Genomic DNA, 17531 nt, shown 5'->3' on the forward strand with positions numbered 1-17531 from the left:
TCAGGCGGGTGAAAACCTTGCCGACAGCAATTGGAACGGCAGCGCGCCATAGGCGGCGACTTCGGCCTCATTGTCCCAGTTGCGGAACTGGCGCGATGGCCGTGCTTCGATCACCAGAGGCCGGCCGGTGTCGTCCACCGTTACCTTGCCGCGAAAGCGCAGCACACGTCCGCCGCCGGCGCGGCTGATCACCATGGAACGCAGGCGGGCGACATGGCCGCCGCCGGCATTGATTTCCATCTCAATGCGGCGCCGGATTGGTGGAACGACGATCCTGACGGTGACGTCCAGCACCATCTCTCCAGTCCTGTCCGGACGCGGCAGGGGCTGGGAAAGTGCAAACGGCGCCGACGTTGCTCTTGCCTTGCGCAATGTCGGCCTGCCGCGCCAGACGGCGGGCGTCGGCTGCTGCAGGCGGCCCTTCTTGCGTTTCAGGCGCAACTGCTTGGCAAAGCCGCGCGACAGCCAAACGAGGCCGCCGAAATCGGTGCGCGGCTTGGCCTGCAGCACCGAGGACCAGCGCGACAGGCAGGCGCGGTCGGCCAACTCAATCGTCTTTGCAAGTTCGGCCTCCGGCACCGCAATGCCGATCTCCAGGCAGAGATAGGAGAGCGCCACCGCCGCGGCGACGGCGAGACCCCGCTTGGCGATGATGTCGGCGAACACGCCCCAGTCGACTGCGCCACTCTCGATGGCGACCGCACAGTCGACCAGCCAGTCGCTGTGGGTGTGGGCATCGAGGCCGCCATGGGCGATGGCAAGCGCCATGCGGTCGGCCGGAGAGGGAACAAGCACGCGGACGCCATTGAAGTCGGCTGACAGCGCCCGCTGCCAGATCGCCAGATCATCTTCCGCGCTTTGCTGCGACCCGTCATAAGCGAGCTGGTGCAGGTCGATGTCGCCGAAACTGCCCTTGAAGAAATTCATCGAACGCAAGGACGCCAGCCTGGTGCGCAGATATTGCGGACTGACGCCGGTGGCGATCTGCCAGTCGCGTTCGCTAAGCACATCGAAGGCGGCAATCATGTCCTGCGGGCGCACCAGTATGTCGATGTCATGCGCCACCCGGCCGCGCTGCGCCGACGCGTTGACGGCGATGCGGCTGGCGCCTTTGATAAGCATCACCGCGCAGCCGGCGTCGATCATGGCCTGTAGCGCCGGCTCGGCCTCGCGCGCAGCCAGTCGCGATTTGGTCCACAGCATCTTTTGCAGGCCGACAAGACGTGGATAGGCCGGATGCCCAGCGAGCTTGCGGCCGAACCTGTCGGAGATCGCGGCCAGCAGCCGATGCTCGCGGAAAGCAGCATGGTCGATATCGTTCTCGTCGAGCCAGCGCGCCGCATAGCCCCCGGCCGCCTCTTCATCGGGGAGCAATGCGGCCTTCAGCAACTGGTCGAGGCCGCCGGTAGGCCACGACCAGCCATAGTCCGGAAAGCGGCGGCCGATACGGCGCATGGCATTGGCCATCAGTCGGCGCTCGCCTTTTTCGCTGCTCGCCTTTGCATGGCCAGCCTTACGACTTCGAGATAACCGCGATCGCGCACGGGGTCGCGTCCATAGGACATGCTGTCGGGCCGGATGCGGCGCAAGGTCAGGACATCGTCGAGCATGGCAAGCGCAAAGCCCGCCTCGCGGGCACGGGCGATCCAGTCGACCATGTCGCCGCGACCGCCTTGCGGGTCGATGATCGGACCGACGGCCTCGGCTACCTCCCGGCGGATCATCATCGTCGTGCGCGACCAGCCCGCCACGGCCACGTCCTGTTGCACATCGGGCTTATCATCGCGAAACGTCCGCCAGTGGGCAAAGACTGCTGCCGTCGCGGGAAACCGCTCGAAATGCTCCAGCTGCCTTTCGATCTTGGTCGGCAGCCACAGATCGTCTGCATCGAGCGTGGCGACGAAGGGCGTCGCCAGCGCGGCGATGCCCCTGGTGGTGGCGCTGCCTGGTCCGGCATTGTCCTGGCGCAACACCCGCACCGGCATGCCCAGCGCATTGACCACCGCGACCGTATCGTCGGTCGAGCCGTCATCGACGACGATTATGGCGTCGGGCTGGACCGTCTGGGCCGCGACCGATCGCAGCGTCTCGGCGATGGTGGCGGTCGCGTTGAAGGCCGGAATGACGACGCCGTAGCTGGCCATCACAGGAAACGCCAATTCGCAAGTTCCTTGAAATCGAAGATGCCGTCGACAGGGTGCAAGGAGCGGTCGGCCTCGCGCCGTTTCATCGACTTGTAGACGGCGCGCATGAATTCGCGAAAAGGAACATCGGCCTGCCTGGTCATGTTGCCGGGATGGCGCCGGTAATAGAGCGCAACAGTGTCGGGCATCGTGAATTTCGGCCCGCTTTCGAAAGTGCGCAGCAGATAGTCGGTGTCCTCGGCCTGGTGGAAATCCTCGTCGAAGCTGCCGATGCGTTCGACCAACCGCCGGACGAAGATAGCGGGAGACAGGTGAATGCCGCGAACCGTCACCGAGTGGCTGTCGGCTGTCGGCTCCAGCGTATCGTCATCTATGTCGTCGACCAACGTCATGCGCGAATAGGTCAGCTCGAGGGTGGGGTCTGCGTCGAAACAGGCCAGATCCGCCTTGAAGCGGCCGGGCGGGGAAATGTCGTCCGAATCGAGAAACGATACCAGCCCGGTCTGCGGCAGCAATTGCCGCAAGCCCGCGTTGCGCGCCCGCGTCACCCCGGCATTCTCCTGCTGGAAAAGGCGAATGCACGGCGCCTCCGCGATCAGCGAGCGCACGACCGCCGCCGAACTGTCGGTCGAACCGTCATCGATAACGATGATGTCGAGATCGGCGGCGTCGCGCTGCCTCAGCAGCGAGCGCAGCGCCGAGCCGACATGGCGTTCGCGGTTGTAGACCGGCATGATCACGCTCAGCTTCACGCACGCATTCCAGGCTGTGATCTGTTCATTCTTTCACCACTCTGCCGGGCGCTTGATCTCGAAAAGCCCCTCGACCGGGCGCCGCGACGGATCGGCCTTGCGCCGCCGCAAGGATTTCTGAATCACACGCAGATATTCGCGCACCGCCACATCCCTTTGCTTGGTCAAATTGCCGGGGTGGCGCCGGTAGTATACCGCGACGGTGTCGGGAAAAATGTGCTTTGGGCTGGTTTCGAAAATGCGCAGCAGATAGTCGGCGTCTTCGCCCTGCCGGAACTCCTCGTCGAAAGCACCTGTACGGTCGATGAGTGCCCTGCGGAATATCCCGGCGCTAAGGCTGACGCCGCGCACGGTGGGACCTGCGCCGCCCCGTGCCGGCTGCAGGGTTTCGTCGTCCATGAGATCGACGCGCGTCATCAGCGAGTAGGTCAGCTCGAGCGCAGGGTCGGCCGCGAACAGGGGTAGGCCAGCCTTGAATCGTCCAGCCGGCGAGACGTCGTCCGAATCCAGGAACGACACCAGTTCGGTTTGCGGCAGCAACTGCTTCAGCCCTGTGTTGCGCGCGTTGGCCACGCCCTGGTTGGCCTGCTGGAACAGGCGGATGCACGATGCTTCCCGCATGATGGCGCGGACGGCTTCAACGGAGCTGTCCGTCGACCCGTCGTCGACAACGATGATATCGAGATCGGCATCGTCGCGTTGCCTGAGCAGGGACCGCAACGTCGAAACGACATAGATCTCCCGATTGTAGACCGGCACGATGACGCTCAACTTCATGCAGCGCCCCGAAGGACGAAATCCGCAATCGTGCCGGCGATCTCGCGCGGCTCGGTCCCCAGCGACAGCCGGTAGCATGGCAGATCGCGGGTAAGCTCGCTGAAAAAGCGAAAGCCCGCTTCCCGCTCGCCCGGCATCTGCACGATTCCTGACGGCGCCAGGGCGATCATGGCATCCTTGCGCGATATGGGCATGACCGAGCTTCTCGCACCTCCCCTGATATGGGGCACTATCAAAGCAATAATGTCCAGACTTGCAGGAGTTGGTCGAGGCGCGATCTCGTCGATGTGAAAGGCATGCTTGCCTTGCCAGTTCAGCGGTTGGTACGACTTTAGCCGACCCTCCAGCTTCAGCCGCCTGAAGCCCTCCGGATCCTGCTTGAGCGTGGCAAACAGCGGATAGGCCGTCACCCCCTCGGTCCGGTCGATCAGCACATAGTCGTCGCCGACGCTATCGAGCCCATTGAGCAGGCCGGCGACGACCGTTCCCGATTTGCCGGCACCGCCGGAGCCCGCCAGCAGGACGCCCTTGCCATCGATGCCCAGCGTGCCGGCATGGGTGAGCCGCATGCCGCGCGCCGCATATTCCCAATGCAGGAAGGCGCGCAGCGGCGCCCCTTGTTCCCATGGCGGAAAGGCGTCGGCCGACATCATCAGCTGCGCCCCGACATGGCGTTGCGGATCATGGAACTGCCAGAAGTCGAGGTCATGATAGTAGCTGCCGCGCAATCCGGCCTCTTCCAGCCGGTTGGCAAAGGCATGATGGTTGTAATCGCCTCGGCCCCAGGTAGCCGGGGCGGGGACGCCATCGATGGCCGGGTGGGCGACGAAAATGCGGCAGCCGTCAGATGCAGACGGATTTTCCGGGGCCGGTATGAAGGCATGGCTCATGGCTTCCGCCAGCGTGCCATGGTCGAGGTGGACACTCAGGTCCAGTCCCGGCAACCGCACCCCGGCGGTAACGGGATAGAAGGCGGCGGCGCTTTCCGCGGCCGCCAGCACATGGCGGGCATAATCCGGCAGGGTTTGCAGCGTGATCAAAGGCATGTGTTGGTTGTTCAGCGTCCAGAATTGCGCCGGGTCGCCTGATGCATGTCGCTCGGGGTGGCCCCGGTTTTGAGACGACGACATGCATAAAATCAAAGATCTAAACCGCGTCGCCTGAGTCCGTCAAACGCGACGCGCTTTAGGGAAACGATTATGCCTGTTTCACCGCCGGCCAGCCGAGAGGTTCCTCGACCTCATGGATCGGGTCGACAATGATGAGATCGGCAAGGTCGTCGTGGACATCGACCTTGAGCGGCTCATTGCTGGCAGCAAGCGCAGACGACAGCTCGCCCGAAAGCGGTTGTGCCGGTGTTTCGGCTGGCGCAAGCAACCCGAAATCGAGCAGTCGGGCAACGAAGCTTTCGAGGTCGGCCAGGCTTATTTTTGCGGCGCCCGCGGCAGCTCCGACCAGCGCTTCAGTGGCGACGCCGGACGACAAAGCCTGCCAGACCCGGCTGCCGGAATCGGAAAAGCCGAAATACTTACCGTTCGAAAGATCGAGAACGACGGCTTCGCCATCGAATGATTCGAAAACGATGTCCTTGCTTGCGACCGCGTAGACCCGCTGTTGCATCGCTCTGTCCCCGTTCCATGCGCCCATGAAGGGATGCGCCGGTTTCACGGTCTGCCCAGCCCTTCCTAAGTGCGTCTAAATCACTCGGCCTATGCTTGGCAAGACAAAGACCCGCGAACACAACGCCTGCGTCGGCGACCGTTGCGGCGAAGTCGACCGGCTCAAGCCTCGATTTCGAGCGCCGACAGCGGTTTCGAGCAGCAGGCAAGGATGAAACCGTCATCGATCTCGTGGTCGAGGATGCCGCCATTGTGGCTCATCTCGACTTCGCCGCAGACCTTCTTCACCTTGCAGGTGCCGCACAGGCCGAACTCGCAGGCGGCGGGAATCCGCACGCCCGAGCTGCGCGCGGTCTGCAGCACGGTCTGGCCGGCGACGCATTCGGCATCGACCTCCGAAAGCGAGAAGCGGATCGGCGTCACGGCTTCGACAGGTGCAGCGATGCCGTCCTCGACCGGGGAGGCAAACGGCGCCGGAATTTCCTCCATCACAGGCGCGGCAAAGCTCTCCTGATGGTATTTCGTCATGTCGAAGCCGGCGGCATCCAGCATGCCGCGCACGGCGCGCATGAACGGATCGGGGCCGCAGCAGAAGATTTCGCGCTCGCGGAAATCCGGAGCCAGCAAGGGCAGCCGGATCGCGTCGATGCGCCCCATATGACCGTACCAGCCCTCGCGGCTGGAACGTTCCTCGATCATGAAGCCGAGCGACAGGCCGGGCATATGGCCGCCGAGCAGTTCGAGTTCCTTGCGGAAGATGATCTCTTCGGCACGCCGCGCGCAGTTGACGAAACCGACATCGGTCCATGGCGCGCAGTCGTTCAGCCAGCGCAGCATCGACATCATCGGCGTCACGCCGGAGCCGGCGGAAATGAACAGGTATTTGGCCGCCGGGTGGCTGTGCAACGAGAAGTCGCCGGCCGGTCCGTAGGCCTTGACATGCGAACCGGGCACCAGATGGTCGAACATCCAGCGCGTGCCGATGCTGCCGGCCTGCGCCTTGACCGTCACCGCGATCGAAAACGGCCGCGATGGCGACGACGACAGCGTATAGGTGCGCATCAGTGGCCCGTCCGGTGTCGGCAGTTCCAGCGTCAAGAACTGGCCCGGCTTGTAGCGGAACCAGGTCTGGTTGTCGGAGCGGAAGGTGAAGGTCTTGACGTCGGGCGCCTCGTCGCTGACGCCGGTCACTTCCAGCACCTGCAGCCTGTCGTTCCACGGCGCCATCTGGTCAAGATGGCGATAGAGCCCAAGATCCGTCATCGCATCATCCTCCGGTCCTTCCTCGCCTGCTCCAGCTCACGCGACGCTGCGCAGCGCCGGCCGGCCGCCTTCGGCAAGGCGCGGGCCGATGAAGGCCGCGTACCATTCGACGAACTGGATCACGCCGCCCTCATGCAGCTCCGAATAGGGGCCGGGCTCATAGGCCGGCGACAGGATGCCGAAGGCGTTTTCCTCGACGATGCGGCGGTCCTGGTCGTTGGTCTCGGTCCAGACGTGGGTGAGCTCTTCAAGGTTGTAGTCGACGCCCTCGACCGCATCCTTGTGCACCAGCCACTTGGTCGTCACCGCGGTTTCGGTGGCGCTGATCGGCAGCACCCGGAAGGTGACCGCATGGTCGATCAGGATGTGGTTCCAGGTCGTCGGATAGTGGTAGTGCATTAAGGTGCCGATGCGGTCGGCGGCAACAGTGTCGGACAGGTTCTTCGTCACCGCGCGCTTTCCCGACATCGTGTAGCTGACGGCATCGCGCAGCAGCGGCGCGCGGGTGGCGCGGTATTGCCCGGCCGGATCGATGCGGAACTTGCTCGGCAGGCCCGCCGCCTCACATTTCGCCCAGTGCGCCAGCATCTCCGGATCGCTGTCGGCGCCCTGCACGCCGGTCACCGTCGGCGCTTCGGGGAATGTCTTGCACAGCTCCGGATGATTGCCGGCGCAGTGATAGCATTCGCGGTTGTTTTCCCAGACCAGCTTCCAGTTGCCCTTCTCGATGATGGTGCTCTCGAATGCGACCTTGGCTTCATTCAGCCTGTGCGGGTTGAGGTAGGGCTCTATCATGGCGCGCATCGGCGCAAAGTCGGCAGGTTCTTTCGCCAGGCAGATGAAGATGTAACCGCCGACGCTCTCGCAAGCGACGGGCTTCAGGCCGAACTGGCTCTTGTCGAAACCGTCGGCCATCTGGCGGGCAAACAGCAGCCGGCCGTCAAGCTCGTAGGTCCACTGGTGATAAGGGCAGACAAGCTTTGCCGCCATCCCCTTCTCAGTGTTGCAGACACGGCTGCCGCGATGGCGGCAGGAATTGTGGAAGGCGTTGATGTTGCCCTTCTGGTCGCGGACCAGCACCACCGGATAACCGCCGATCTGCACGGTGATATAGCTGCCGGGCTTCGGCAGTTCGCAATCATGGCCGATGAACAGCCAGTCGCGATACCAGATAAGCTCCATGTCGAGCTTGAAATAGTCCGGGTCGGTGTAGAAGGGCTGTTCCAGCGAAAAGCCTTGCTTGCGGCCGTTCAGGAGCCTCAGCATGTCGTTGCGCGTATCCATAGTTCTGTCCTCGTGGTTTAAGGACTGAACTTGGTGGTGATGGAGGAAGGATCGGACGCAGGCCGGCGCGGCGCCGGACATGCACTATCCACCTCTTGACCGCCCACCGCGATCAGTCGAGTCTAGGCATCTCGGGCTGGTTTCCGGGCTCTGGAGTTGTCCTTGCGGACCATCGCGACACCTTCCCAGGCTGCTGCCCAGTGGTCTCCCGTTGCGACTTCAACTCCACCACCGTTGCGGGGGCAGCGCCGGATTCTGACCGGCTTCCCAATTCTCCGCTGCGTCGTCACGAAGCGGCACCTGAGATGCGATCATCTAATCACGGCAGCGATCGCGACGTCGGCATGAAAGCGACATCATATCCATGCGGCGCGACACGCGCGGCATACGCCCCGCCGACCACCGAAGGGCTGAGATCCTGTCTTGCGGCGCTATCATCGCCGAATCGCTGCGGATCCAGTTCCGATCGGGGGCAAAAAGGGCTCAACGGTATCGAAAAGTTACTAGCAATCTCTAATCGAACCGAACGGTTCGTTTCTGTTGACAATGCGTGCAGGATGGTGTGAACGACGGCCCGGAAACCGACACCGGAGCGAACCACTCGGTTCGACATAAGCAACTGAAAACAATGCGATAAATGACCATAGAGGAACTTCCTGGCACAATTTCAAGGTGCAGGACCGTGGTCCACACGGAACAACTTCGTGATTGGAAACCAGCCTATGGCTTTCCCACATCGGGGCTGTCCGAACGACGCGAATTCCTCCCAAGACACGCCGCTAGACGGACAGACAAACTGGAGTACTAAAAATGAAAAAGATCATCCTCACTGCCGCAGCCGTTTTGGCGATCACCGGCAGCGCCTTCGCCGGTAGCGACAATTACGGTTCCAATGGTGCGAACCAGCCAGCCGTCTCGGTCGACAGCTCGTATACGGCTTCCATTCAGAAGCCGGCGCACGCTGACAAGCAGCCTGTCGTTCAGGGCGCCGACCGCGACCTCTACGGCAATCGCTGATCCCGACCAAAGAAGGGCGGCTAACCCGTCGCTCTCGGGATCCCAAAAAATTCAGGAGTATTTGAAATGAAAAAGATCATCCTTGCTGCCGCCGCCGTTTTGGCCATCTCCGGCAGCGCTTTCGCCGGCAGCGACAACTACGGTTCGAACGGCGCCAACCAGCCTGCGATTACGTCGACCGATAGTGGCCATACGGCTTCGGTTGAGAAGTCGGCTCCAGCCGAGCAGGCGCCTGCCCACGGTGCCGACCGTAACCTTTTCGGCCGCTAAAAGCCGGTTTCCAGCACGTGGCGGGCTTATCCGCTGCAGCTGGCGGCATCAGAAAAATTCAGGAGACTAAAATGAAGAAGATCGTTCTTGCCACCGCAGCCGTTCTGGCTGTTTCGAGCGCTGCCTTTGCCGGCAGCGACAATTATGGCTCCAATGGCGCCAACCAGCCGGCCGCTGCCGTCGACACCACCCGCACTTCGTCGACCGGCACCAAGTCGGCGGTCTACAAGCTGCTGAACTCGTCGAACGACCAACAGAAGTTCGTTCCTCAGAGCAGCGACAGGGATCGGTTCGGCAACAACTAACAGCCGAAGCTTAAAAAAGAGCGGCGGGCCTGGCCCGCCGCTCTTTTTTCATGCCTGTACGACGCAGCTATCTCAAGCCGCCTTCACTTCCACCGGCTTGAGCGAGAAGGAGTGCCCATCGGCGTCGAAGATGTGCAGGTCCCCGGCATCCGCGGTCAGTCGCAGCTTTGCCCCGCGCTTGACCTCGACATTGCCGGGCAGCTTGGTCACCAACGGCAGGTCAGCGCGGCCGATATCGACATAGACAAGCTGCACCTCGCCGAGTTGCTCGACATAGTCCACCACGCCCTCGAAAAGATATTCCGCGCCGGTGGCGGCCGACAGATCCTCCGGCCGCACGCCGAAGCTGACTGCCGCACCCTTTGCTGACGCCGGCGTTGCGATCGGCACCGTTGCCTTGCGGCCGCCGACATGGCTGACGATTGTCGGGTTGCCCGTCCTGTCGATTGTCGCCGGCAGGATGTTCATGGCCGGCGAGCCGATGAACTGGGCAACGAACAGATTGCCGGGCTTCTTGTAGAGGTCCATCGGCGTGCCGACCTGCTCGATATGGCCATCCTTCAGCACGACGATGCGGTCGGCGAGCGTCATCGCTTCGACCTGATCGTGGGTGACGTAGATCATGGTCGTGGCAGGCATCGATTCCTTGAGCTTGGCGATCTCGATGCGGGTCGCGACGCGCAGCGCCGCGTCGAGATTCGACAGCGGCTCGTCGAACAGGAACACTTTCGGATTGCGCACGATGGCGCGACCGATGGCGACACGCTGGCGCTGGCCGCCCGACATCGCCTTGGGCAGGCGGTCGAGATATTTGGTCAGCTGCAGGATTTCGGCGGCCTGCCGCACCCGCTTGTCGATCTCGGCCTTGCTTTCCTTGCCGATCTTCATAGAGAAGGCCATGTTGTCGTAGACGGTCATGTGCGGATAGAGCGCATAGGACTGGAACACCATGGCAATGCCGCGCTTGGAAGGCGGCACGTCGTTCACCACCTCGCCGGCGATCTTCAGCTCGCCGGAGGTGATCTCCTCAAGCCCGGCGATGGACCGCAGCAAGGTCGACTTGCCGCAACCCGACGGGCCGACGAAGACGATGAACTCGCCCGACTTTATGTCGAGGTCGATGCCGTGGAGAATGTGCAGATTGCCGTATGATTTCTTCACCTGTCTCAGCGTGACATCGGCCATAATTTCCTCCCAGTGATTTCCCTAGAGAACCTGGATTTCCTCAAAAAATCCAGTTTCGTCAAAAACTCAGTCGATGCGCCCGAACCAGGCGCCGTAGCCGCCGAGGCGGATGGAACCTGTGCCGGATTGTCCCGAAAAACCGTGCCCGGCCAATGGCAGCAGCGCCTGACCACCGAGATCGACCTCGGCCGGCTTGCTGGCCAGATTGAAGACGCAGACGATCTGCTCATTGCCCTCACGGCGGGTGAAGGCGACGGTGTCGCCCTCGCTTTCGATGAACTCGATGTCGCCTTTGGCCAGGGCCGGATGCTGGCGGCGGAAACCGAGAAAGCGCCGGTAGTGCTCGAGCAGCGAGGCCGCGTCGCCCTGCTGAACATTGACCGCTTGCGACAAGTGCTTGCCCGGCACCGGCAGCCAGGGCTTGGCCGTCGAAAAGCCGGCATTGCTGGCGGTTGCATCCCACACCATCGGCGTGCGGCAGCCGTCGCGGCCCTTGAATTCGGGCCAGAAGCGAATGCCGTAGGGGTCCTGCAGATCCTCGAACTGCAACTCGGCTTCGCCCAGCCCAAGCTCCTCTCCCTGATAGAGGCAGACCGAACCGCGCAGCGACATCAGCAGCGCCGAGATAACCTTCAGATAGGCGGCCGGGTCGGCCTCGTCGGCGGCCCAGCGCGAGGCCGGACGCATCACGTCGTGGTTGGAAAAGGCCCAGCACGACCAGCCGTCGCTGGCGACCTTGCCGAAGGCTTCCAGCACCTGGCGCACCTTGGCGGCGCTGATCTTTTCCGGCGCCAGGAAATCGAAGGAATAGCACATGTGGACGCGTTTGCCGCCGGCGGTGTAGGCGGCGACCACTTCCAGCCCACGCTGCGAATCGCCGACTTCGCCGACCGCGGCGGCCGCCGGATATTCGTCGAGCAGCGCCCGGAACCGTTCGAGGAAGGCAAGGTTTTCCGGCCGGCTCTTGTCGTAGATATGGTCCTGGTAGTTGTAGGGATTGACCGCAGGTGCTGTCTGGTCGTTGCGCTCTTCGGGCGGCAGCGGCGGATTGTTCTCCAGCCCCTGGCTGTGGAAGTAGAAATTGATGGTGTCGAGGCGGAAGCCGTCAACGCCGCGCTCCAGCCAGAAGCGGGTGACGTCGAGCAGCGCGTCCTGGACTTCCAGATTGTGGAAGTTGAGATCGGGCTGCTCGGACAGGAAGTTATGCAGGTAATATTGCTGGCGGCTGGTGTCCCACTGCCAGGCCGAGCCGCCGAAGATCGACAGCCAGTTGTTGGGCGGCGTGCCGTCCGGCCTGGCGTCGGCCCAGACATACCAGTCGGCCTTCGGATTGCCGCGGCTGGCGCGGCTCTCCTTGAACCATGGATGGTTGTCGGCGGTGTGCGACAGCACCTCGTCGATCATCACCTTGAGGCCGAGGTGATGGGCTTCCGCAACCAGCGCGTCGAAATCGGCGAGCGTCCCGAACATCGGGTCGACGTCGCAATAGTCCGAGACGTCGTAGCCGAAATCCTTCATCGGCGACTTGAAGAAGGGCGAAATCCAGATGGCGTCGACGCCGAGCGAGGCGATGTAGGGCAGCCTGCGGATGATGCCCTTGAGGTCGCCGATGCCGTCGCCATTGGAGTCCTGATAGGAGCGCGGATAGATCTGGTAGATCACCGCGCCCCGCCACCAGTCGCGACCGACGGCGAGATCGGGCTTCGAGGTCGCCTTCAAAGCGGCTTGCATAAGTCTCAACCTCCTTTGACCGAGCCGGCCAGCAGCCCGCGGACGAAATAGCGCTGCAGCGAGAAGAACACGATCAGCGGCACGATAATGGTGACGAAGGCCGATGTCGTCAGGATTTCCCAGTCGCCGCCGCGCGAGCCGAGCAGTGCGTTGAGCTTCGCGGTCAGCACGATCTGATCCCCTTCGGTACCGAGGAAAACCATTGCCACCAATAAGTCGTTCCACACCCACAGGAACTGGAAGATCGCAAAGGACGCCAGCACCGGGAAGGACAGCGGCAGCACGATCTTGACGAAGATTTCGAAATCGCTGGCGCCGTCGATACGCGCCGATTCCATGATCTCGCGCGGCAGGCCGGCAATATAGCTGCGCAGGAGATAGATGGCGAAGGGCAGGCCGAAGCCGGTATGCGCCAGCCAGATGCCGAGATAGGTTTTCGACGGCACACCGAAGAAGATGCCGACGCCGTTGTAGATCTTCAAAAGCGGGATCAAGGACATCTGCAGCGGCACGACCAGCAGGCCGATGATTGTTGCGATCAGCAAGGCGCGGCCGGGAAAACGCATCCACGCCAATGCATAGGCGGCGAAGGCGGCGATCAGGATCGGGATGACCGTCGCCGGGATGGTGACGGTCAGCGAGTTTATGAACGAGCGGCCGATACCCTCCGAAAACAGCACGGTCTTGTAATTGTCGGTGGTGAATTTCGGTGGCGCCGACGAGGCGTAATAGACGCGCTGGCCACGGTCGCCTTCGAAAGCCTTGGGCGAACTCATGACGAACGTTCCGTCGGCATTGAGCTGCAAGGTCACGCCGTCGCCGAGATCGGCAGTGGTGCCGGCCGGATATTGCGTCGGTGCCGCCGACTTGACGCCGAAGGCGCTGATGTTGCGCGCAGCACCGTCGCCGAAGATGTTGCCGGCAAGCACGAACTTGCCGTCCTTCTCGACCTGCGCCGAGGCCGGCGGCAGGCGGCCGGCTTCGGTTTGGCTGGAGCTGGAGAACGAGTTCCACCAGCCCGAGGCGATGATCTGGTCCTTGTCGCGCAGTGACGAGACCAGGATGCCGAGCGTCGGCACGGTCCAGATGGCGACGAAGACGAGCACGGCGATGTGGACGCCGAAGCGGCTGGCAAAGGACTTCCCGGTCGCGACGGCCATCTCAATGTCCTCCCGTCTCTTTGTTCGCCTGGCGGATGTTCCAGACCATGATCGGGATGACCGCGATCATGATGATGATGGCGATGGTGGCGCCGCGGCCGAAATCGCCGCCGCCGCGGAACATCCAGTCGAACATCAGATTGGCCAGCACCTGGCTGTTCCACTGGCCATTGGTCATGGTCAGCACGATGTCGAACACTTTCAGCACCAGGATGGTGATTGTCGTCCAGACCACGGCGATGGTGCCCCAGATCTGCGGCACCATGATCTTCCAGAAGATCTGGAACGGATTGGCGCCGTCGATGACCGCGGCTTCAAGCGTCTCTTCGGGGATGCCGCGCAACGCCGAAGACAGGATGACCATGGCAAAGCCGGTCTGGATCCAGATCAGGATGATCATCAGGAAGAAATTGTTCCAGAACGGCAGCGATATCCAGACCTGCGGCTGACCGCCGAAATACTGGATGATGGCGTTGAGCAGACCGATCTGCGTCTGGCCCTCGCCGCGATATTCGTAGATGAATTTCCAGATCACGCTGGCGCCGACGAAGGAGATCGCCAGCGGCAGGAAAATCAGGCTCTTGGCGATCGTGCCCCACCAGATCTTGTCAGTGAGCACGGCGATTATCAGCCCTAGAAAGGTGCAGGCGGCGGGCACCACCGCCAGCCAGATGATATTATTCAGGATCGAGTTGCGGAACTCGCGGTCGCCGAACGCCCATTCATAGTTGGCGAAGCCGACAAAATGCTGGCCGCCGCGGTCGAGGAAGGACAGCCAGAGCGTCGCCACCACCGGATAGATCAGGTAGACGGTGAGGATGATCATCGCCGGGCCGACGAACAGCCACGGACGGACCAGTCCTTGCCGGCGCAGATTGTCGATGGCCGCAGCCCCTGCCACGCCGCGCGACGGGAATATCAGGTCGACCAGCTTGTTGGCGCCCCAGAAATAGGCGACGCAGCCGCCGACGCCGATGATGATGACAAAAATGGCCGATAAGATCTGAGCAGCCATGGGTCCCTCTTCCCTGCGCATGATCGGCCGGGCCTTGAACAGCCCTGGCGATGTGGCTCTGCGCCGATTTAAGTTATTCTGAAACGAACGAACGCAAATCGGTCCGGCGTAAGGCGCCGGTCGGATCCGGGCCATAGCGGCCCGCATCCAGTCTGTGGAGGAAGTCCTGAATTTGCCGCCAAAGCAGCTGATTACTTGGCAGTGATTACTTGCCAGCTGACTGCTTGCCAGCTGACTACTTGATAGCGTCCCAGCTCTTCTGGATGTCGGTGGCGACATCCTGCGCCGACTTGCCGCCGACCAGATCGATCATGCCGGTCCAGAAGGCGCCGGCGCCGATCTTGCCCGGCATCAGGTCCGAACCGTCGAAGCGGAAGGTCGAGGCATTGGCGAGGATATCGCCCTGCTTCTTCAGCGCGTCGCTGGCATAGGCATCCTTGTTGACCGACTTGAGCGGCGTGACGAAGCCGCCCTGGGCCATCCAGATTTCATGTGCCAGCGGCATTTTCAGGAATTCGATGAACGCGCGTGCACCCTTCGAGTCCTTGGTGATCATGGCCAGCGTGCCGGCGCCGAGCACAGGCGTGCCGAGCTCGGGCTTCGAGGCATAGGGCGGGAAGTAGAAGAAGTCGGCGTCCTGTCCAACCTTTGTGCCTTCCGGGAAGAAGGTCGGGATGAACGATGCCTGATGGTGCAGGTAGCATTTCGGCGGCACCGAGAAGAGGCCCTTCGGGCTGTCGCGGAAGTCGGTCGCGGCAACCGCCTTGGCCCCACCGTCGACCATCTTGTCGTCGGTCGCGATCTTGCCGAAAATGTCGATGGCGTTGACCACCGCCGGATCGTTGAACGGGATCTCGTTCTTTACCCACTTGTCATACACGTCGGGCGCCTGGGTGCGCAGCATGATGTCTTCGACCCAGTCGGTCGCCGGCCAGCCGGTAGCGCCGCCTGAGCCGAGGCCGATGCACCACGGCGTGCCGCCGTCGGCGATGATCTTCTTCTCGAGGTCGGCGAGCTCTTCCTGGGTCTTGGGAACCTTGTAGCCGGCTTCCTCGAAATTGTCGGGCGAATACCAGACCAGCGATTTCACGTCGGCCTTGTAGGGGAAGGCGAAGAAGCCCGGCTTGCCGTCCTTGTCCTTGAAGGTGCCGAGATCGACCCATGACTGGCCGGCGCCGTAATTGTCCTTGATCCATTTGGCGGTGTCGTCGCCCAGCGGCGTCAAAAGGCCCTTGGACGCCAGATCCTGGATCAGGCCCGGCTGCGGCAGTACGGCGATATTGGGCGGGCTGCCGGCCTGGGTATCGATGACGATCTGCTGTTCGTAATTTTCCGACGAGGAGTATTTGATCTCGGCGCCGGTGGCTTCCTGAAAATATTCGAGAACAGTGCGGATGAGGCCTTCGTCCTCGCCGCGCCAGGGCCCGAAGATGGTCAGCGTCTCGCCCTTGAGATCGACCTTCTTCAGCTCTTCGTAATTGGCCCAGTTGAAGCGCTTGTCTTCCCCGGGCTTGAACTTCAGTTCGGCTTGCGCCGGCAGGGACAAGGCGAGTGTGGCAAACGCTGCGCCAAGCAGAAGCATCTTCTTCATCGGTATTCCTCCCAGTGTGGACACATACACCCGGGCGGAACCTCCATTCCGCCCGCCGACGCTGCAGGACTGTGACTCGTTCAGAAAGGAACCGCAACCTTTCGAAGAGTCTTCCAAAGCGCTTTGGCCTTTTTGATCTCGCCATTGAATCGGCTGGAAGTCAAGAGGGCGGTGGGCTAATCGATTTAATTTTAGTGGCGAGACGTTGCTAAAGTGCGCTGCAGCAAAGTATTTTCGCGCTGCAACAGCACAATTTGCTTCAAACTGGCCGGACCAGTGCGTATGGTCGCCCAGTTCCGTTGCGCTCGTCTTGGCGGCCACAGAGATTAAAAATTAAAAGCGCTTTGAGGCTTGGAGGCCTCCCAGTGAACCTGAAGCAGCTCTCTCATATGCTGGCCCTGTCGCAGACAACGGTAAGCCGTGCGCTCAACGGCTATCCCGAGGTCAACGAGGAAACCCGCCGGCGCGTGGTGGATGCCGCCAAGCGCCACGGCTACCGGCCCAACCCGAGCGCGCGCCGGCTGGCGACCGGCAAGACGGGCATGATCGGCTATGTGCTGCCGACGGGCGCCGCCGTCGACATCGACCCGCATTTCGTCGAGTTCCTGTCGGGTCTCGGCGACTATGCCCGCTCGCACGAGCTCGACCTGGTGCTGTCGCCGGCCGATGCCGACGACCAGGAAACCACCTATCGCCGCATCGTCGCCAACCGCCAGGTCGACGCCGTCTACATCTCCTCGCCGCGCCCGGCCGACCGGCGGGTGGCGCTGGTCAACACGCTCGGCATTCCCTTCATCGTCCATGGCCGCAGCGAAGGCTTCGATTTCGACTACCCCTTCACCGACATCGACAATGAGGGCGGCTTCCACGACGCCGCCCGGCTGCTGGTTCAGCTCGGCCACCGCCGGCTGGCGCTGATCAATGGCGACGACCGCGAGACCTTCGCCATCCACCGCGAGCGCGGCATGCGCAGGGCGCTGGCCGCGAGCGGCCTGACGCTCGGCGAGCGCCATGTCTGTTCACTCACCATGACCGAGGAGAACGGCTACCGCGCCGCCAGGCGCCTGCTCGAACAGAGCGAGCGGCCGACGGCGATCGCCTGCTCCAGCCTGATCATGTCGCTCGGCGTCGTGCGCGCGGTGCGCGACCTTGGCCTGACCATTCCCGGCGACCTGTCGTTGATTGCCCATGACGACGTCTTTCCATGGCTGAAGCCGGAGAATTTTTCCGTGCCGCTGTCGACGACGCGCTCGTCGATCCGCCTCGCCGGCGCCCGCATCGCCGAACGCCTGGCAGCGCGCATTTCCGGCTTGGAAGAAGGGGCGCGGGGCGAGGTCTGGCCTGTCGACCTGGTGGTGAGAGGCTCGGTCGCCGGCGCGCCGGTTTAGGGATTAATCCAATTGCTCCGCTGGGCAAGT

At 62.5% G+C, this 17531-nt stretch carries 17 protein-coding genes and 1 riboswitch; of the genes, 4 read left to right on the forward strand and 13 right to left on the reverse strand.

From position 1 onward, the window contains the following. The 8 genes from X728_RS156140 to X728_RS156105 form a co-directional block, all read right to left on the reverse strand. A complete protein-coding gene (locus tag X728_RS156140) occupies positions 1-1467 on the reverse strand; it encodes a nucleotidyltransferase family protein (protein WP_023831246.1) in 1467 nt (488 codons plus the stop codon). After that, positions 1467-2159 (reverse strand): glycosyltransferase family A protein, encoded by a 693-nt coding sequence (locus tag X728_RS156135; protein WP_245266112.1) that lies wholly within the window; start codon positions 2157-2159, stop codon positions 1467-1469. Before X728_RS156135 ends, X728_RS156140 begins: the two co-directional genes overlap by 1 nt. Beyond that, a complete protein-coding gene (locus tag X728_RS156130) occupies positions 2144-2896 on the reverse strand; it encodes a glycosyltransferase (RefSeq protein WP_023831248.1) in 753 nt (250 codons plus the stop codon). The genes X728_RS156135 and X728_RS156130 overlap by 16 nt, the downstream gene beginning before the upstream one ends. 33 nt (positions 2897-2929) lie before the next feature. Beyond that, a complete protein-coding gene (locus X728_RS156125; RefSeq protein WP_023831249.1) occupies positions 2930-3673 on the reverse strand; it encodes a glycosyltransferase family A protein in 744 nt (247 codons plus the stop codon). After that, the gene (locus tag X728_RS156120) at positions 3670-4719 is read right to left on the reverse strand and encodes a hypothetical protein (RefSeq protein WP_023831250.1); all 1050 of its coding nucleotides are present in this window, start codon (positions 4717-4719) and stop codon (positions 3670-3672) included. Before X728_RS156120 ends, X728_RS156125 begins: the two co-directional genes overlap by 4 nt. Before the next feature lie 151 nt (positions 4720-4870). Continuing rightward, on the reverse strand, positions 4871-5293 hold the full coding sequence (locus X728_RS156115) for a PqqD family protein (RefSeq protein WP_023696905.1): 423 nt from the start codon (positions 5291-5293) through the stop codon (positions 4871-4873). 161 nt (positions 5294-5454) lie between these two features. Then, positions 5455-6555, reverse strand: a complete 1101-nt coding sequence (locus tag X728_RS156110) for a hybrid-cluster NAD(P)-dependent oxidoreductase (RefSeq protein ID WP_023831251.1) — start codon at positions 6553-6555, stop codon at positions 5455-5457. Between the two features lie 36 nt (positions 6556-6591). Further along, positions 6592-7839 (reverse strand): aromatic ring-hydroxylating dioxygenase subunit alpha, encoded by a 1248-nt coding sequence (locus tag X728_RS156105; RefSeq protein WP_023831252.1) that lies wholly within the window; start codon positions 7837-7839, stop codon positions 6592-6594. Positions 7840-7955: 116 nt separating this feature from the next. Further along, a riboswitch (cobalamin riboswitch) is annotated at positions 7956-8158 on the reverse strand. A gap of 491 nt (positions 8159-8649) precedes the next feature. On the opposite strand from X728_RS156105, the gene X728_RS156100 reads away from it, so the two are divergent. The 3 genes from X728_RS156100 (at position 8650) to X728_RS156090 (ending at position 9431) form a co-directional block, all read left to right on the forward strand. Next, positions 8650-8856 carry a DUF680 domain-containing protein gene (locus X728_RS156100; RefSeq protein WP_023668885.1) on the forward strand — a complete coding sequence of 69 codons (207 nt, stop codon included), beginning with the start codon at positions 8650-8652 and terminating at the stop codon, positions 8854-8856. A 66-nt stretch (positions 8857-8922) separates the two neighbouring features. Further along, positions 8923-9126: a DUF680 domain-containing protein gene (locus X728_RS156095; protein ID WP_023668886.1), complete on the forward strand. Its 204-nt coding sequence runs from the start codon at positions 8923-8925 to the stop codon at positions 9124-9126. A gap of 71 nt (positions 9127-9197) precedes the next feature. Further along, entirely contained in the window at positions 9198-9431 is a 234-nt protein-coding gene (locus X728_RS156090; RefSeq protein ID WP_023831253.1) for a DUF680 domain-containing protein, read from the forward strand. A gap of 72 nt (positions 9432-9503) precedes the next feature. On the opposite strand, the gene ugpC is transcribed toward X728_RS156090, so the two are convergent. From ugpC to X728_RS156065, 5 genes are all read right to left on the reverse strand, one after another. Continuing rightward, the gene (gene ugpC / locus X728_RS156085) at positions 9504-10616 is read right to left on the reverse strand and encodes a sn-glycerol-3-phosphate ABC transporter ATP-binding protein UgpC (RefSeq protein WP_023668888.1); all 1113 of its coding nucleotides are present in this window, start codon (positions 10614-10616) and stop codon (positions 9504-9506) included. A 66-nt stretch (positions 10617-10682) separates the two neighbouring features. Next, entirely contained in the window at positions 10683-12347 is a 1665-nt protein-coding gene (locus X728_RS156080) for an alpha-glucosidase family protein (protein WP_031195265.1), read from the reverse strand. Positions 12348-12352: 5 nt separating this feature from the next. Then, entirely contained in the window at positions 12353-13507 is a 1155-nt protein-coding gene (locus X728_RS156075) for a carbohydrate ABC transporter permease (RefSeq protein WP_023715517.1), read from the reverse strand. A 1-nt stretch (position 13508) separates the two neighbouring features. Then, positions 13509-14522 carry a sugar ABC transporter permease gene (locus X728_RS156070; RefSeq protein ID WP_023668891.1) on the reverse strand — a complete coding sequence of 338 codons (1014 nt, stop codon included), beginning with the start codon at positions 14520-14522 and terminating at the stop codon, positions 13509-13511. 235 nt (positions 14523-14757) lie between these two features. Further along, positions 14758-16113, reverse strand: a complete 1356-nt coding sequence (locus tag X728_RS156065) for an ABC transporter substrate-binding protein (RefSeq protein WP_023668892.1) — start codon at positions 16111-16113, stop codon at positions 14758-14760. A 365-nt stretch (positions 16114-16478) separates the two neighbouring features. Between X728_RS156065 and X728_RS156060 the strand changes: the two genes are divergently transcribed. Continuing rightward, on the forward strand, positions 16479-17501 hold the full coding sequence (locus X728_RS156060; RefSeq protein WP_023831255.1) for a substrate-binding domain-containing protein: 1023 nt from the start codon (positions 16479-16481) through the stop codon (positions 17499-17501). Positions 17502-17531 lie beyond the last annotated feature (30 nt).

Origin of the sequence: Mesorhizobium sp. L103C119B0 (genome assembly GCF_000502235.1) — a bacterium.
Classification (GTDB): Bacteria; Pseudomonadota; Alphaproteobacteria; order Rhizobiales; family Rhizobiaceae; genus Mesorhizobium.

Bases quoted from the DNA above. Each gene is read 5' to 3' on its own strand.
- ugpC (WP_023668888.1), bottom strand. From the start codon at position 10,616: ATGGCCGATGTCACGCTGAGACAGGTGAAGAAATCATACGGCAATCTG.
- X728_RS156070 (WP_023668891.1), bottom strand. From the start codon at position 14,522: ATGGCTGCTCAGATCTTATCGGCCATTTTTGTCATCATCATCGGCGTC.
- X728_RS156090 (WP_023831253.1), top strand. From the start codon at position 9,198: ATGAAGAAGATCGTTCTTGCCACCGCAGCCGTTCTGGCTGTTTCGAGC.
- X728_RS156125 (WP_023831249.1), bottom strand. From the start codon at position 3,673: ATGAAGTTGAGCGTCATCGTGCCGGTCTACAATCGGGAGATCTATGTC.
- X728_RS156140 (WP_023831246.1), bottom strand. From the start codon at position 1,467: ATGGCCAATGCCATGCGCCGTATCGGCCGCCGCTTTCCGGACTATGGC.
- X728_RS156095 (WP_023668886.1), top strand. From the start codon at position 8,923: ATGAAAAAGATCATCCTTGCTGCCGCCGCCGTTTTGGCCATCTCCGGC.
- X728_RS156065 (WP_023668892.1), bottom strand. From the start codon at position 16,113: ATGAAGAAGATGCTTCTGCTTGGCGCAGCGTTTGCCACACTCGCCTTG.
- X728_RS156080 (WP_031195265.1), bottom strand. From the start codon at position 12,347: ATGCAAGCCGCTTTGAAGGCGACCTCGAAGCCCGATCTCGCCGTCGGT.
- X728_RS156075 (WP_023715517.1), bottom strand. From the start codon at position 13,507: ATGGCCGTCGCGACCGGGAAGTCCTTTGCCAGCCGCTTCGGCGTCCAC.
- X728_RS156105 (WP_023831252.1), bottom strand. From the start codon at position 7,839: ATGGATACGCGCAACGACATGCTGAGGCTCCTGAACGGCCGCAAGCAA.
- X728_RS156120 (WP_023831250.1), bottom strand. From the start codon at position 4,719: ATGCCTTTGATCACGCTGCAAACCCTGCCGGATTATGCCCGCCATGTG.
- X728_RS156115 (WP_023696905.1), bottom strand. From the start codon at position 5,293: ATGCAACAGCGGGTCTACGCGGTCGCAAGCAAGGACATCGTTTTCGAA.
- X728_RS156100 (WP_023668885.1), top strand. From the start codon at position 8,650: ATGAAAAAGATCATCCTCACTGCCGCAGCCGTTTTGGCGATCACCGGC.
- X728_RS156110 (WP_023831251.1), bottom strand. From the start codon at position 6,555: ATGACGGATCTTGGGCTCTATCGCCATCTTGACCAGATGGCGCCGTGG.